Source organism: Lysinibacillus canaveralius (assembly GCF_047301505.1).
Lineage (GTDB): Bacteria > Bacillota > Bacilli > Bacillales_A > Planococcaceae > Lysinibacillus_B.
In genome coordinates, this window is sequence record NZ_CP154840.1 from 825,428 (window position 1) to 841,776 (window position 16,349).

The 16,349-nt window shown below is 41.6% G+C and carries 18 protein-coding genes and 1 other annotated feature; all 18 genes read left to right on the forward strand.

What is annotated here, in order from left to right; all coding sequences use genetic code 11:
- Window positions 1-7 precede the first annotated feature (7 nt).
- The 18 genes from ftsW (at window position 8) to AA0Y26_RS04135 (ending at window position 16,281) form a co-directional block, all read left to right on the forward strand.
- The gene (gene ftsW, locus AA0Y26_RS04050) at window positions 8-1,120 is read left to right on the forward strand and encodes a putative lipid II flippase FtsW (protein WP_413368037.1); all 1,113 of its coding nucleotides are present in this window, start codon (window positions 8-10) and stop codon (window positions 1,118-1,120) included.
- Complete coding sequence (locus AA0Y26_RS04055; RefSeq protein ID WP_413365344.1) at window positions 1,108-1,920, forward strand: cell division protein FtsQ/DivIB; 813 nt, start codon at window positions 1,108-1,110, stop codon at window positions 1,918-1,920. The genes ftsW and AA0Y26_RS04055 overlap by 13 nt, the downstream gene beginning before the upstream one ends.
- Window positions 1,910-2,632, forward strand: coding sequence for a DUF881 domain-containing protein (locus AA0Y26_RS04060; RefSeq protein ID WP_413365346.1), 723 nt, complete (start codon window positions 1,910-1,912; stop codon window positions 2,630-2,632). Before AA0Y26_RS04055 ends, AA0Y26_RS04060 begins: the two co-directional genes overlap by 11 nt.
- Before the next feature lie 11 nt (window positions 2,633-2,643).
- A complete protein-coding gene (locus AA0Y26_RS04065) occupies window positions 2,644-3,360 on the forward strand; it encodes a DUF881 domain-containing protein (RefSeq protein ID WP_413365347.1) in 717 nt (238 codons plus the stop codon).
- A gap of 3 nt (window positions 3,361-3,363) precedes the next feature.
- Complete coding sequence (locus AA0Y26_RS04070; protein ID WP_413365349.1) at window positions 3,364-3,741, forward strand: small basic family protein; 378 nt, start codon at window positions 3,364-3,366, stop codon at window positions 3,739-3,741.
- Window positions 3,742-3,830: 89 nt separating this feature from the next.
- The gene (gene ftsA, locus AA0Y26_RS04075; protein WP_413365351.1) at window positions 3,831-5,117 is read left to right on the forward strand and encodes a cell division protein FtsA; all 1,287 of its coding nucleotides are present in this window, start codon (window positions 3,831-3,833) and stop codon (window positions 5,115-5,117) included.
- Window positions 5,118-5,147: 30 nt separating this feature from the next.
- Window positions 5,148-6,284 carry a cell division protein FtsZ gene (gene ftsZ / locus AA0Y26_RS04080; protein WP_413365353.1) on the forward strand — a complete coding sequence of 379 codons (1,137 nt, stop codon included), beginning with the start codon at window positions 5,148-5,150 and terminating at the stop codon, window positions 6,282-6,284.
- A 686-nt stretch (window positions 6,285-6,970) separates the two neighbouring features.
- A complete protein-coding gene (locus AA0Y26_RS04085) occupies window positions 6,971-7,777 on the forward strand; it encodes a sigma-E processing peptidase SpoIIGA (RefSeq protein WP_413365355.1) in 807 nt (268 codons plus the stop codon).
- A 17-nt stretch (window positions 7,778-7,794) separates the two neighbouring features.
- Window positions 7,795-8,502 (forward strand): RNA polymerase sporulation sigma factor SigE, encoded by a 708-nt coding sequence (sigE, locus tag AA0Y26_RS04090; protein ID WP_036156081.1) that lies wholly within the window; start codon window positions 7,795-7,797, stop codon window positions 8,500-8,502.
- A gap of 85 nt (window positions 8,503-8,587) precedes the next feature.
- Window positions 8,588-9,367, forward strand: a complete 780-nt coding sequence (sigG, locus tag AA0Y26_RS04095) for an RNA polymerase sporulation sigma factor SigG (RefSeq protein WP_413365357.1) — start codon at window positions 8,588-8,590, stop codon at window positions 9,365-9,367.
- Window positions 9,368-9,599: 232 nt separating this feature from the next.
- Window positions 9,600-9,839, forward strand: coding sequence for a PRC-barrel domain-containing protein (locus AA0Y26_RS04100; RefSeq protein ID WP_413365359.1), 240 nt, complete (start codon window positions 9,600-9,602; stop codon window positions 9,837-9,839).
- A 75-nt stretch (window positions 9,840-9,914) separates the two neighbouring features.
- Window positions 9,915-10,583: a YggS family pyridoxal phosphate-dependent enzyme gene (locus tag AA0Y26_RS04105; RefSeq protein WP_413365361.1), complete on the forward strand. Its 669-nt coding sequence runs from the start codon at window positions 9,915-9,917 to the stop codon at window positions 10,581-10,583.
- An 18-nt stretch (window positions 10,584-10,601) separates the two neighbouring features.
- Complete coding sequence (locus tag AA0Y26_RS04110; RefSeq protein WP_413365363.1) at window positions 10,602-11,102, forward strand: cell division protein SepF; 501 nt, start codon at window positions 10,602-10,604, stop codon at window positions 11,100-11,102.
- 19 nt (window positions 11,103-11,121) lie between these two features.
- Window positions 11,122-11,379, forward strand: coding sequence for a YggT family protein (locus tag AA0Y26_RS04115; RefSeq protein ID WP_413365365.1), 258 nt, complete (start codon window positions 11,122-11,124; stop codon window positions 11,377-11,379).
- Window positions 11,380-11,441: 62 nt separating this feature from the next.
- Window positions 11,442-12,227: an RNA-binding protein gene (locus tag AA0Y26_RS04120; protein WP_413365367.1), complete on the forward strand. Its 786-nt coding sequence runs from the start codon at window positions 11,442-11,444 to the stop codon at window positions 12,225-12,227.
- Between the two features lie 93 nt (window positions 12,228-12,320).
- The gene (locus AA0Y26_RS04125) at window positions 12,321-12,848 is read left to right on the forward strand and encodes a DivIVA domain-containing protein (RefSeq protein ID WP_413365368.1); all 528 of its coding nucleotides are present in this window, start codon (window positions 12,321-12,323) and stop codon (window positions 12,846-12,848) included.
- A 77-nt stretch (window positions 12,849-12,925) separates the two neighbouring features.
- Window positions 12,926-13,157: a binding site (T-box leader), on the forward strand.
- A gap of 54 nt (window positions 13,158-13,211) precedes the next feature.
- The gene (gene ileS / locus AA0Y26_RS04130; RefSeq protein ID WP_413365370.1) at window positions 13,212-15,971 is read left to right on the forward strand and encodes an isoleucine--tRNA ligase; all 2,760 of its coding nucleotides are present in this window, start codon (window positions 13,212-13,214) and stop codon (window positions 15,969-15,971) included.
- Between the two features lie 175 nt (window positions 15,972-16,146).
- The gene (locus tag AA0Y26_RS04135; protein WP_413365371.1) at window positions 16,147-16,281 is read left to right on the forward strand and encodes a hypothetical protein; all 135 of its coding nucleotides are present in this window, start codon (window positions 16,147-16,149) and stop codon (window positions 16,279-16,281) included.
- Window positions 16,282-16,349: the final 68 nt, after the last annotated feature.

The following is a 16,349-nucleotide window of genomic DNA, read 5'->3' on the forward strand; positions in this document are numbered from 1 at the left end:
GGAAAGGATTTTTTCGCTGATCATATATAGACGGTTATTTGTAGGGAGTGCTTTATTGCTTAGCTGTATAGGCATAGTCTTTATTTATTCAGCGAGCGCCTATTGGAGTCAAGTACATTATGCAGGACAGATGCCTTTTTATATGAAGCAATTAATGTACCTTATAGTGGCACTGTTATGTTTTACATTTGTCAGCAGAAATAAATGGCTGCTCCACGAGAGATGGTGGCGATTGTTTTACATCATTTCAATTGTTTTGTTAATTGCCGTACTAATTCCTGGAATTGGTGTCTGGCGTAACGGTTCACGAAGCTGGCTTGGAATAGGGCCATTAACATTCCAGCCAGCCGAATTCGTGAAAATAACGACACTTGTCTATTTAAGCGCCGTATTAGCGAAATGGAAGCGCGGAGAACGGGTAATTAAGTTTAAACATTTCGTTATTCTCCTGCTGCCAATTGGGCTGATTATGATGCAGCCTGATTTTGGTTCAGCCTTCATTTTAATTGTGGCAGCCTTTATTTTGTTTTTTATTGCAAACTATCCGTTAAGATTTTATGGACTTTGTATTATGCTGGGAATCGCTGGATTGGCAGGGTTAATTATCTCAGCACCATATCGACTTGCCCGGATTCAGGCTTTTCTTGATCCATGGCAAGATCAATTAGGTAAAGGCTTTCAGGCAGTACAATCATTACTTGCAATTGGCCCAGCCGGATTATTTGGACATGGCTTCCTAAAAAGTAGACAAAAGTACTTATATTTACCAGAACCGCAGAATGATTTTATTTTTTCTATCATACTAGAAGAAACAGGGTTTATCGGGGGGCTTTGTATTGTATGTATTTTTGCGTGCTTTTTATATAGCGGCTATAAGCTGGCTACGCGCGCCATCTATGCTCGATATTTTTATATTACGAGTGCACTAGTTTCTATGATTGCTGTACAGGCTGCCCTAAATATCGGGGTCGTCATCGGACTTTTGCCCGTGACAGGGGTCACGCTGCCGTTCATCAGCTACGGGGGGACATCTCTCGTTATACTATGGTTGACAGTCGGCATTATCTATTTATTTGGAGCTACTACAGAAGGAGAGGAGGAAGCAGCGTGGAGAAAGTAATCGATTTAGAAGACCGCATACCCACATTTCGGAAAAAGCGACGTAGAAGAACGAATTTCAAATTTATATTATTGACAGCACTATTTCTTTTTCTATTGCTCGCGCTCCTCTACTTCCAGTCCCCGTATAGCGAGATAAAAAAAATCGATATTACGGGTGCTGAACTTGTAGACAGTACATACTATGAAGAGGTGTCTGGTCTGCGTGTTGGAGGTTCAATGTGGAGCATCGATAGTGATGCTATCAGCAAACAGTTAGAGGAACTGGATTGGGTAAAGTCGGTGGAAATCGAGCGTAAGTGGCTTAGCACCGTTACGATTAAAGTGAAAGAATGGCAGAAGGTTGCTTACTTGGCAGAAGATCATAGCTTTTATCCAATGCTTGAAAATGGAGTTCTTTTTGAAGAAGCAGAGGAATTATTGCCAATCGATGCACCTGTCTTTCAAGAATTTGAGGATAAGAAAATACGTAAAAGACTATTAAAAGAGCTGGCAAAGCTAAATCCCGAGGTAGTCGCTCTTATTTCTCAAATAAATGCGACGCCTTCTGCAGCTGACCCTTATGCCATCACATTGTTTATGAATGATGGCTATGAGGTACGGGCAGAGATTACATCGCTTGCTGATAAGCTGAATTACTATCCTGCTATCATCGCACAAATTGAAAGCGAGGAGCAGTATGGGAAGGGGATTATCGATATCGAGGTAGGACTTTCTTACAAACCTTATTCAAAAGAATATGAAGCCATCAACATTGAAGAAGCTATGGAGGAACAGGAAGTGAGCGAGGATGAAGAATAATCCTCAAAAAAGCGGGTTATGGAGCCGAAAATATTTTGTTATTCTGACTGTCTGTATTATAACGGGCTTTATAATAGGCTATTCCTACAACTTGTCAAAGGATAACCGGCAGATTACCTCAAGTCCAACATTATATACACAGCAGCAGGATGCATATCGGGAAGAGCTGATTGAACAGCAGGAAAGAAATAAGGAGCTCGCTGAGGAATTGGATGAAATATTGGAGACAATTCGAAAGTATGAAAAAGAATATACAACAAACGAAGAACGTTATGATGAGTTAGTAGAAGAGGCGGAGCGTCTACGTATTTTGATGGGAGAGCTTCCTGTTACAGGTAAAGGAATTTCTGTCACTTTACGAGATGATGATTATACAGGGGTGACGAATCCAAATGATTATATTGTCCATGAAAGCCATGTTTTTAATGTCATTAATGAATTGAAAATTTCCGGAGCTGAAGCAATTGCCATTAATGGGCAGCGCTTAAAGACAAATTCCTACATCAGCTGTAATGGTCCTGTCATCACCATTGACGGGAACCAATATCCCGCGCCCTTTGTCATAGAAGCAGTGGGCGATCAAAATGGATTAATTGGTGCCCTGGAAATTGGCGGCGGCGTATTCGATCAATTATTGAATGATAATATAGTCGTTACAGTAGAGAAGAAAGAACAAATTGTGATGCCATCCATTACGAAGGGGAACCTGTAGGGGGTAAACATATGACGAAAAAGACAACCATTCATATTACCGTTATATCGTTTATCATCGGTTTCATGCTTGCTGTTCAGTATAATACGGTGCAAAGCCCGAAGAAGGTTGAAACGACGGACATATGGGAAATCCGGCAAGACCTCTCGGATGAAAAAATCCGGCATTCAGAACTGCTGACGCAAATCCGCCAGGCACAGGAAACAATCCGCCAGTATGAGGATGAAGAGCTGGATAACCCTGAAGCAATTTTGGCACGGACTGTCGATCAATTACAGGCTTCTGCGGGGATAAAGGAAATCAGTGGACCAGGGCTTGTAATGAATATTGCGCCGTCTCAGGAATTAATGGAATTTGGATATCAAGTGGAGGAAATTTCACCACAGTTATTAATTCGTCTCGTCAACGAAATTTACCGTTATAAAGGTCATTACCTTGAAATTGGAGGCCAGCGACTTGTCCATTCTTCTGCCATCCGCGATATAAATGGCAAGACAACAGTTAATGGTACGCCAATAGGCAAAGTTGATGTTGAAATAAAGGTAGTGACTGACACGGAGGAAGAAGCATCGAAACTGTACAATTATTTATTGGCTTCCTCTTTCATGGACGAGTTCTTCATCGACAATATGCTGCTGACAGTGGAAGCTCCACAGCCTTCTATTACAGTAGATGCGACAGACTTGGAAATTAGAAGTACTTATTTGACAGAATACAAAGGAGATTAGCTTATGTGGTTACCACTGCTGGGATTAATTTTGGGGATTGCACTCGGTGTCCTTACAGATATCGAAATACCCTCCGTCTATGAAAACTATCTCTCCATCGCGGTGCTGGCTGCCCTGGATACAATGTTTGGCGGTATCCGTGCCCAATTGCAGCAAGTATACGATGACAAAGTGTTCATCACTGGCTTCTTCTTCAATATTGCGCTTGCAGCAGGGCTCGCCTTCCTCGGTGTTCATATCGGTGTGGATCTCTATTTAGCAGCAATTTTTGCGTTTGGTGTCCGCCTTTTTCAGAACATAGCCGTCATCCGCAGGATACTAATTACAAGATGGGAAGAATATAGAATAAAAAAGCGTGAAAATTCATCAGAGTCACGTTAAAATTTGATTACAATAGGTAATTTACTTAGACATTGATTAGATTTTACAATAGAATGAAAAAAAGGAGCATTTAAAGGAGGTGCAACGAGTTGAATCATCAAGATATTTATATTTCTTTAGATATTGGTTCATCTTCTATTAAAGTACTAATAGGTGAAATGAGTGACAGCCAGTTACATGTAATTGGGGTCGGACAAGTAAAATCAAATGGCATTCGTAGAGGTGCAATTGTAGATATAGATGCCACAGTTCAATCAATTAAGAAAGCGGTTGAACAGGCTGAAAGAATGACAGGTTTAAAGATTGAGGAAGTAGTACTCGGGGTACCGGCAAATCAAACCGTATTACAGCCTGTAAAAGGTGTGGTTGCTGTAAACGGGGACGGAAGAGAAATTTCGGATGACGACCTGGCGCGTGTGTTAGATTCAGCTGAAAGCATCGCAACGCCGCCGGAGAAAGAAATTGTTAATCTATTGCCGAGACGATACACTGTGGACTTGCTATCTGAAATCAAGGACCCGCGCGGCATGATTGGTACGCGGCTAGAGGTGGATGCAACCCTCATCATGACATCGAAAACATTGTTGCACAATGTTCTGCGGTGTGTAGAGCGTGCCGGATTAAGCGTGCGTGAAATCTATCTACAGCCTTTAGCTGCAGGTTATTATGCTTTAACAGAAGATGAAAGAAATCAAGGTACTGCCTATATTGATTTGGGCGGTGGTTCAACAACAGTTGCCGTTTTTGAAGATGGATTGTTAACGCATACAGGGATTGTTGGTATGGGCGGCGATCAAATCACCAAAGATTTATCGATTGTATTGGAGACGTCTACAGAACAGGCAGAGAAGATTAAGAAGCAATATGGCCATGCATTTTTAGATGATGCCTCTGATGACCAGCTGTTTGAAGTTCAGATAGATGGGACAAGCGCAACACAGCAATTTAGCCAGCGCTATATTGCAGAAATCATTGGAGCTCGTGTGGAAGAAATTTTTGAATATGTGTTAGATGAGCTGTCCCGGCTTGGTGTTCGTGATTTACCTGGAGGAATTGTTCTGACAGGTGGAGTTGCGGGACTTGAAGGGATTGGACAAGTTGCTCGTCAAGTCATGCAGCTTCGAGTGCGTATACATACACCAGACTATATTGGTGTTCGTGATCCTGGATTCACAACGACAGTAGGACTAATTCGTTACGCGCATTCAGATGATGAATTTTATGGTAGGAGCTCAGAAATGCAGACTGTTTCTGGATCCATACAACCAACTCCTCCCAAAAACAAGTCTAATGCAACTGAGAAGAAAGTCGATCATGGAAATAAGACGACTATTATGGATAAGGCAAAAAAATTCTTTAACAACTTTTTCGAGTAACGATAAAGCTATGAAGCAGGAGGAGACAAAATGTTAGAGTTTGATACTAGTATAGATCAAGGAGCAGTCATTAAAGTAATTGGTGTAGGCGGTGGAGGAAACAATGCCGTCAACCGTATGATTGAACACGGCGTGCAAGGCGTCGATTTCATTGCTGTTAATACAGATGCCCAGGCATTGGAACAGTCCAAAGCCTCTTATAAACTTCAAATCGGCGGAAAGTTAACACGCGGACTTGGAGCAGGAGCTAATCCTGAAGTAGGAAAGAAAGCGGCAGAAGAGAGCCGTGAGCAGCTAGAGGAAGTATTGCGCGGTGCGGATATGATATTCGTGACAGCAGGGATGGGCGGAGGTACTGGTACAGGTGCTGCACCGGTAATTGCTCAAATTTCACGCGATTTAGGCGCTCTTACAGTGGGTGTAGTAACTCGTCCATTTACATTTGAGGGTCGCAAGCGCCAAACACAAGCAATTGGCGGTATCTCAAATTTAAAAGAAGCAGTAGATACGCTGATTGTCATCCCGAATGATAAATTGCTGCAAATCGTTGATAAATCAACACCGATGCTTGAGGCATTCCGTGAAGCGGATAACGTGCTTCGTCAAGGTGTACAAGGTATCTCTGACTTAATTGCAACACCTGGATTAATCAACCTTGACTTTGCAGACGTAAAAACAATCATGTCAGATAAAGGCTCTGCCTTGATGGGGATTGGTATTGCTACAGGGGAAAACCGCGCGACTGAAGCAGCGAAAAAGGCAATTTCAAGTCCGCTGCTGGAAACGTCTATTGACGGTGCAAAAGGTGTCATTATGAACATTACAGGTGGAATGAACCTATCCCTTTATGAAGTACAGGAAGCGGCTGATATTGTTGCATCTGCATCAGATGAAGAGGTTAATATGATCTTCGGTTCGGTTATTAACGAAAACCTCAATGATGAGATCATTGTTACGGTGATTGCTACTGGATTCTCAGATGATATTGCAACAGGTACATCAACTGGTTCATCATTGGGTGGCCGTTCTCTTGGCGGTCAAACACCGCCTCCGATTCAACATACACGCCCTGAGCCTGTACAGGCGGAGCAAACACGTCAGGCTCCACCACAGGAAGAGCAATTAGACATTCCGACATTCTTACGCAATCGTCGAAACCGTCACTAATATTGAAAAGAAGAGAACTGCCTCAATATAAGGCAGCTCTCTTCTTTTACTTTTCCGAGGAAGACTAAAAGAAGGGGAGGAGAGATACCTAATTTAAGCCTAGTAAGAAGCGAAGTTGCTAAATACAAGCAACTTCGCTTTTTGTTATGGAAGGAAAGCTCAATGAGCACTATTTCTGCTAACTGATGGAAGAGACAGCATGATCATTTTTTTAATTTGATCTTTAATCCCAGTGGGAAGATCCATTGATTCATGCTATATCTTTAAACAGAGGGATGACTGCTTTCTAGTAAAGCTTTTCAGGCCAGATACTTCAATTTAACAGATGTGTTCTATTTTGATGTGTTTTTTAATTGAATAGCGACAGGCGATGACACCACAGGGGGACAGCATAGCTGCAAGCACCTGGACTGAGCGAAGCGAGAGGGGGCTGGAACTGTGTGTGCTTCGGTTAAGTGTCCGCCCATACCACAGAAAAAGATGAACCTAATAAAAGGGGTTCATCTTCTTGTTTTGTGCTTCGGTATTTTTTCAGCCTCGTTTTTTAAATTAACAAGCAGGAATTAATTTTGAATAAAATGTCGGATGTACTCGACTTTTGTAAAGCAATTTATAGAAAAACGTTCACTGGTTTGACAAATTCTACAATCTCGACGTGCTACTGTATATGTAGGAGGTTTTTTTGCATGGCTGGGGAATGGCTACTTCTAGTGAACACGCTTTATAACTATATGTTGCTTACCTTTACAGCAACAATCACGGACGTCCGCGTTGCAAAAATCCGATTATGGACAATGGCGGCGCTCAGCGGTTTGATCGGACTGTTGCTTTATCCATCCGTGCTTGGCGTATTCATAAGTTTTCTTGTGCTATTGCCAACGTTTCCGATACAAGCAACGCTCTATAGACAAGCAGGTATACTTTTTATCGCAACGTTTATAGTAGGTGGTCTTTTAACAGCTATACAATCATATGCTAGCAATAAATACGACATGCAGGTTTTATGGCTGTCGCTGGCGGCATTGGTTCTTATTTTTCTTGTGAGGCGTTATCGACTACGTTGGCAAGTTCGACAAAATCACTTTTATACGACATGTACTATTGAATTTTTAGGTCAGCAATTTTCTCTTGCTGCATTTATTGATACAGGCAATACATGCATAGAGCCAATTAGTGCCCTGCCTGTTCATTTTGTTTCTTTACAGGCGATGCAGGCCCAGTTGCCTCCCGATTTTGTACAGGCACTCATGAGTTGGCGACAAGAGGCTCCGTATGAATTGCATATGTTTTCAAAGGAAATTCAAAAATTGCTACGTGTCGTTCCTATTCAAACTGTGCAGGGGGATACGCTTGCACTAGCTTTTCGAACAAATGGGTTATCAATGGATGAACAAACTGTTCATGGGCATTATATGGTATTTACAGCCAAGGATGCCAAATTTCCGAAGCAGGTAGAGATCATTCTCCATGTGTCTATGCTTCCTATTCTATAAACAAAGGGGGACAATCATTGTTTCAAAAGCTACGCTTACTTTTTTTAAACATTTGGCGAAAAATATCACGCCAAGGAACATACTATATAGGAGGACATGATGCATTGCCAGTGCCACTAACTAGAGAAGAAGAATTAACTGTTGTCAAAGCATTTATGGATGGTGATTTACATGCGCGTGATACTTTGATTGAGCGCAATCTGCGTCTTGTTGTTTATATTGCAAGACGATTTGATAATACAGCCACACCAATTGAAGATTTAATCAGCATCGGTTCAATTGGATTAATTAAAGCAATTGAAACATTTAATACAGAAAAAAATATCAAGTTAGCAACATACGCCTCACGTTGTATTGAAAATGAAATCTTGATGCACCTTCGTAAAACAAGCCGTATGAAGAGTGAAGTATCACTCGATGAGCCGCTGAATTCAGATGCAGATGGAAACGAATTGCTGTTATCTGATATTTTAGGGACAGAGGAGCATATTATTTCAGATGATGTAGAAAGAAAACTCCAGCGTCAGCACATGTTCCATGCAATTAATTGTTTGAATCCGCGTGAAAAATATATTATGGAATGTCGTTTCGGCCTTAATGGTAAAACAGAGATGACGCAAAAAGAAGTAGCAGATCATCTTGGTATATCGCAATCATATATTTCCCGGCTTGAAAAGAAAATTATTCTGGATTTACGAGAGTATTTGAATGAGCCAATCGCATAATTGGTTGAATTTGGCGTAGCTCAAAAACGCATAGTCTTATCTCATACGGACAAACTGAACGATAAAAAAGTTCGGAGGAAAAGAGATGGTTCGTATGAAAGTTGAGCTATGTGGAGTTGACACATCAAAGTTACCAATTTTAAAACATGAAGAAATGAAAGCTTTATTCGAACGTATGCAAGCAGGCGAGGAAGAGGTACGTGAGCAGCTTGTTATGTGCAATCTAAGGCTTGTACTAAGCATAGTTGGACGTTTTTCATATCGCGGGGAACAGGCAGATGATTTATTCCAAGTAGGCTGTATTGGTTTACTAAAGGCTATCGATCATTTTGACCTGAAGCATAATGTAAGATTTTCCACTTATGCTGTACCGATGATTGTCGGTGAAATACGCCGTCATTTACGTGACCATCATGCACTTCGAGTATCGCGTTCACTACGGGATATTGCCTATAAAGCCATGCAGGCAAAAGAGCAGTTTGTACTTGAAAATCTATATGAACCGACGCTTGGCCAGATTGCCGAGATGTTAGAAATGAAACAGGAAGATGTGCTTTATGCCTTAGACGCTATTCAGGATCCTATGTCTCTGCAAGAACCAATTTATGCAGATGGCGCCGATCCGGTGTACATGCTCGATCAATTGAAGGGTGATGTTTCAGAGGATCAATGGGTTGCTTATGTGTCAGTGAAAGAAAGTATGCAGAAGTTGGATGAGCGTCAGCAATTAATCGTGGCGAAACGCTTTTATTATGGTGAGACCCAAACAGAAATTGCAAAGACATTGGGCATCTCACAAGCACAAATTTCACGTTTGGAAAAAAGTGCAATTGCTTTGATGCAGAAAGATTATAAGTTTGACTAAAGCGCACATTTCGTGCGCTTTTCTTCAAGGTAAAAAGGATAATTTTTCGTGTTCTAGATATACCTAGGTATTCGTATCTGCTGCTCAGGGTCACATCAGGCTAACAAGATGTTGGTCATAAAGACGTTGTCACAGGTCATAATGGCTTTAGCCTGTGTTTCTGGAGCATTTCTCAAGTGCTTGTAGGAGCCGGGCAGATGCGAATGCGTTTTTCTAAAAAAAGGAGGATTCGATGCGCTTTTCAGTAGTGCAGCAAAAAGAAATGATCGAGGCGGGAAGCGGGCGATTCATCGGTTATATCATCGATGCGGAAATCAATGAACAGAGTGGGTATATAGACTACTTTTTCGTTTCACAACCAAGAAAGTTTTACCAGCTCATTCAGGGGGAAGAAAGTGTTAAAAAGGTCGCAATTAGTGATATTCTCATAATTGGTAAGGATGTTATTATAGTAAAATGTGTCTCCGCATAGGTCACGCTATTCATTGATAAATGATGTTTAGCTTGATACAATAGGGGAAACTAATGATGTAAAGTTGGGAATAAAGTGACTAAAGTTATCAGTAATCTAGAGAAAATTCAAAACAATATAGATGAAGCGAAAAAACGTGCAGGTGCAGCTCAATCAGTGAAAATTGTAGCTGTTACAAAAGAAGTAGATGTAGCGCGGACAAAAGAGGTCCTTGAGGCCGGGCTTGTGCATCTGGGAGAAAATCGTCCAGAGGGATTACATACAAAGCTAGAACAAATCAAATCTGGCGCTCATTGGCACTATATCGGCACATTGCAGACACGGAAAGTAAAACAAATCATCAATGAGATTGATTATTTACATTCATTAGACCGATTGAGCTTGGCAGAAGAGATTGAAAAGCGTGCGGAAAAGCCAGTGAAGTGCTTCATACAGGCCAATGTATCTGGAGAAGAGTCAAAGCATGGCTTATCACGTGATGAGGTAATACCGTTTATCAAACAGTTGGCTTCCTATTCGAAAATCGAAATTGTCGGTCTTATGACGATGGCGCCGAATACGGAGAATGAAGATGTAATTCGTGGAGTATTTCGGGAATTAAAAAACCTTCAGCAGGAAGTTGTCGCCTTACAACTAGCATATGCACCATGTACGGAGCTTTCAATGGGGATGTCAAATGACTATGAAATTGCCATTGAAGAAGGAGCAACATTTGTAAGAATTGGAACGGCTCTTGTTGGATGACGAAAGAAGGGACGATGGATGAGCATGAAAAACATCATTAAAAACTTTTTCTATTTGGAAGAAGAAGAAGATCACGTAGTGCGTGAGGAATTAGATAAAAATCCTGTGATGAAACAGCAACAGTCTGAAGTACCTGCCCCAGCGATTAACAACCGTTTTAAAAAAGAGCGGAAAGTCGTTCCACAGCAAATGCAACAAGTACCTGCTCCAGCACAAAATAATGTGGTAAGCCTGCATACAGCAGCTTCCGCGAAAGGCGCCAAAGTCGTGTTAGTAGAGCCGCGTGTATATGCAGAAGCACAGGATATTGCTGAAAATCTTCGTAATAAACGTGCGACAATTGTCAATCTGCAACGCATTGATCGGGATCAGGGAGTGCGAATTATCGACTTTTTAAGTGGAACAGTATATGCTTTAAATGGGGATATTCAACGCATCGGTAATAATATTTTCCTCTGCACACCAGACAACGTAGAAGTATCCGGAGAAATCTCTGACTATATTATCGATGAAATTTAAATGCTAGAGAGGTAAATAAATGATTTATTATATTATTGCGCAGGCATTTACGATCTATACGTTTATGCTAATTGCTTACATTCTGCTATCATGGGTACCAGCAGCACAAAACTCAGCTGTAGGCCGATTTTTAGCAGCTGTATGTGAACCTTATTTAGGCTTTTTCCGTAAGTTTATTCCGCCAATTGGCATGATCGATATCTCGCCAATCGTTGCGTTGTTTGCTTTACGATTTATTCAACAAGGTCTACTGATTGTTGTAAGCTACATTGTGTAATTATTTCCCCGTACAGTCGTACTGTAGGGGGATTTTGTTTAGTACAAGGAGTTGCCGAAAAAATGGAGCATTTAATTCAGCATTTTAGAAAAGATGAACAGCCTTTTATCGAACAAGTTGTCGGATGGCAGAGAGAAGTGGAAGACCGCTATGCACCAAAGCTGACTGATTTCCTAGATCCTAGGCAGCGTTTCATCGTCACATCTGTAGTTGGCCAATCGGATGATTTGTCTGTTTATGAGGAGGGCGTATTTGATGAACCAGAGCGTATGCGTCTCATGATTGCTCCTTCCTATTTCACACCTGGCGAAGAGGACTATCAAATCACCGTATTTTCTGTTGGCTATCCATCAAAATTTGTCCAGTTGAAACATCCGGATGTATTGGGCGCCCTTCTTTCTGTTGGTATGGAACGCAGCAAGTTCGGCGATATCCGAGTAGCTGAAAATACTGTTCAATTTGCAGTGGCGGCTGAAGTGGCAGATTATGTTCGGGCGAACTTGACAAGTATAGGGAAAGTAAAAGTACATCTTGAAGAGGTTGGGACACAGCCATTGCTGCGCTTAGAGGAGGAATGGGTGGAGAGTACGACAACTGTCTCTTCCATGCGTCTTGATGTAGTATTAGCAACGATACTCAACATTTCTAGACAGAAATCTCAAAATTTAATTACGGCTGGCCGTGTAAAAGTAAATTGGACAGTAAGAGAGCAGGTATCCTTTGAACTGCAGGAGGGTGACATTCTTTCAGCACGGGGATTTGGCCGCCTAAAGGTTATTATGACGGAGGGAAGAACGAAAAAAGACAAAATCCGTCTTCAAATAGGTCGATTAGAGCAAAAACAGTGAAGCTAGACAAAATTTACTGAAAAACTGATGCTAATAAAGCGGCAACAAAGTATAATGATTACTAAACAGTAACGGGTAAAGGGGAGTAACGACATGCCATTATCACCACTTGATATACATAACAAGGAGTTTACAAGGGGATTCCGGGGATACTCGGAGGACGAAGTAAATGAATTTTTAGATCAAATCATTAAAGATTATGAGATTATCTTGCGTGAGAAAAAAGAGCTTGAAGACAGAATCAAGACAATGTCAGAGCAGATGACCCACTATAATAACTTAGAAGAGACATTGCAAAAGTCGATTGTTGTTGCACAGGAAGCAGCCGAGGAGGTACGCCGCAATTCTCAGAAGGAAGCGAAACTGATTGTAAAAGAAGCTGAGAAGAATGCAGACCGTATTATTAATGAAGCATTGACAAAGGCACGCAAAGTGACAATCGAAATCGATGAATTAAAAAAGCAATCTAAAGTATTCCGTAATCGTTTCAAGATGCTGGTAGAAGCACAACTTGATCTATTGAATACAGATGATTGGGATAAGCTATTGGAATACGATATACCAATGACTGATATTTATGAGCATACACGTGAGAAATTACAGACAAGCAATGAAGACTAATAATCAAATTAGCTAGAAAAGCTTGACGAATGTCAAGGATTTTTCATATACTGATACACAAAAGACGTTTATATGCATAATCGGCTAAGATAGAGACAGTATGGGAAAAACGGCGGTTTAGCGATTCGGGGGTGGTGAGAGCCCGAACAATGCGTTTTTTTACAGAAAATCACTCTGGAGCTGGTACGCTGAATCGAGTAGGCGGACCCGTGATACGCGACGTTACAGCGGCTAAGAGGCAGAATTATACTTGGTGTATGTTCTGCAAATTAGGGTGGTACCACGGAATAACAGCTTTTCGTCCCTTTTAGGGATGAAAGGCTTTTTATTTTGTATAAACGGATAAACTAGGAGGAGTATGAAATGGTGGAGTATAAAGATACGTTATTAATGCCGAAAACAGATTTCCCAATGCGTGGCGGACTGCCAACGAAAGAACCGCAAATCCAAGCAAAATGGGATGAGATGGATATCAACAAGCTAGTGAATGAGCGCACAAAGGATCGCCCGCATTTTGTGCTGCACGATGGCCCTCCATACGCAAATGGGGACATTCATATTGGCCACGCATTAAATAAAGTGCTAAAAGATATGATTGTGCGTCAAAAATCAATGACAGGCTATCATGTACCATACGTACCAGGCTGGGATACACATGGTCTACCGATTGAACAAGCGCTGACGAATAAAGGAGTCAAACGCAAGGAGATGTCTGTAGCGGAATTCCGTGAGCTTTGTGAAAAATATGCTTACGAGCAAATTGACAGCCAGCGTTCTCAGTTTAAACGCATTGGTGTACGCGGAGATTGGGAAAATCCTTATATTACATTAAAGCCTGAATTTGAAGCGCGCCAAATTGAAGTGTTCGGAAAAATGGCGGAAAAAGGATATATCTATAAAGGTCTTAAACCAGTCTACTGGTCGCCATCTTCTGAATCAGCTCTAGCTGAAGCAGAAATTGAATACAAGGATGTAAAATCACCATCTATTTATGTAAGTTTCGCAATTAAGGACGCAAAAGGCGTAGTGCCTGCAGATGCAAAATTCATTATTTGGACGACAACACCATGGACACTACCAGCGAACTTGGGAATTTCCTTGAATCCAGAATTTACTTATGTGGTAGTTGCGGTAGAGAATAAAAAATTCATCGTCGCAAAAGATCTGCTTGAAACTGTAGCTAATGCAATCGGCTGGGAAAATTACGAAGTCATCCAGGAAGTACAAGGAAAGCAGCTTGACCGTGTCGTAGCGCAGCACCCATTCTATGACCGCGATTCATTAGTAATGGTTGGTGACCATGTAACAGCTGAAGCTGGTACAGGATGTGTGCATACAGCACCAGGTCACGGGGAAGAAGACTACAATATCGGTCGTGAGTATGACCTTGGCATTTTATCTCCATTAGACAATCGCGGCTGCTATACAGAAGAAGCACCAGGATTTGAAGGAATCTTTTATGATGATGCAAACAAATTAGTAACAGAAAAGCTAAAAGAAATGGACGCGTTAGAAAAACTAGGCTTCTTCACGCACTCTTATCCACATGATTGGCGTACGAAAAAGCCGGTTATTTACCGTGCTACACCACAGTGGTTTGCTTCAATTGATGCATTCCGAGAAGAGCTGTTACAAGCAGTAACAGATACGACTTTCACACCGGCATGGGGTGAAACACGTCTTTATAATATGATTCGTGACCGTGGTGACTGGGTAATCTCCCGTCAGCGTGCATGGGGGGTACCAATTCCAATTTTCTATGCGGAAAATGGTGAACCAATCATCACACCAGAAACAATTGCACATGCAGCAAATTTATTCCGTGAGCACGGATCAAATATTTGGTTCCAAAAAGAGGCTAAAGAATTATTGCCAGAGGGCTTCACACATCCAGGCAGCCCGAATGGCATCTTCACAAAAGAAAATGACATTATGGACGTATGGTTCGATTCAGGTTCATCTCACCAAGGTGTACTTGTAGAACGCGGCATGAAATATCCAGCCGATCTTTATTTGGAAGGATCTGACCAATATCGCGGCTGGTTCAACTCATCACTGATCACGTCTGTAGCGATCAATGGCTATGCACCATACAAAGGCTTGCTATCCCACGGTTTCGTGCTTGATGGGGAAGGACGGAAGATGTCGAAGTCTTTAGGAAATGTCATCGTACCACAGAAGGTAATGGATCAATATGGTGCAGATATTCTTCGTCTATGGGTAGCATCTGTTGACTATACAGCGGATGTTCGTATCTCAATGGATATGCTGAAGCAAGTATCGGAAGTATATCGTAAAATCCGTAACACACTTCGCTTCTTACACGGAAATGTTGCCGACTTTAATCCAGCGACAGACCGCGTAGCATATGAAGACTTACGTGAAATGGATCAATATATGTACATGCGCATGCAGGATGTATTAAAGACCTCACGTGCTGCATATGACCGTTATGAATTCTCGACGGTATATCATGCAATTAATAATTTTGTGGCAGTTGAATTATCTTCATTCTATCTTGATATCGCAAAAGACGTAGTCTATATCGAAGGTACAGATAACAAAGACCGCCGTGCGATGCAGACAGTTATGTATGACACATTACAAATGCTATTAAAGGTGCTAACGCCAATTATCCCTCATACGACTGAAGAATTATGGGGTTACCTTGGTGCTGAGGAAGCATCCGTACAATTGACAGACTTCCCTGAAGTAGAAGAGAAGGAAAACTTCGGTCAGCTACGTGAAAAGTGGGCGAAGGTCATCGAAATCCGTGATGAAGTATTGAAAGCTTTGGAAGAAGCCCGAAATGCGAAAGTAATCGGAAAATCACTAGAAGCAAAAATTTCTGTTTATGCGGAAAGTGAGACGGTGGAATTACTAAATGATGCAAACATTGATTTTGCACAGCTATGTATCGTATCGCAATTCGTTATCGCAGGCAGTAAGGAAAATGCACCTGATAATGCGTTAGTCCTTGGCCAAACGGCACTTGTTGTAGAAAAAGCCGATGGTGAAAAATGTGAGCGCTGCTGGACAATTTCTGAAACAGTAGGAACAAACGAAGCTCATGCAACATTATGTACGCGCTGTGCAGAAGTTGTAGAGAAATATTACGTGTAATGAGAAAAGCTGGAGGAAACCCTCCAGCTTCAGAGTGAAGACAAAGTCATAAATCGACTTTGTCTTCACGTTTTTTTAGATACTTTAATAAAAAGAAAATTTACACAGCCTGTCTTGAAAACGCTTGCCAGACAAGGCGCGCCGACGAGTGAAGACACGAATAGAACCTAAGTTCATGAGCGAATGGCTCTTTATTTGCGACGAAAGCGAAGCGGCAGGAGCAGACGAGCGAGGCAAGCAACGATGGATGAGAGCGTTTGTCAACAGGCTGAAGCTGGAGGAAACCCTCCAGCTTTTTATATTAGAGTGAATGAACAACTGCATTTGCCCCTACCTGGCCGTACACCTAAATAGTATAATCAAATAAATCTATCAATA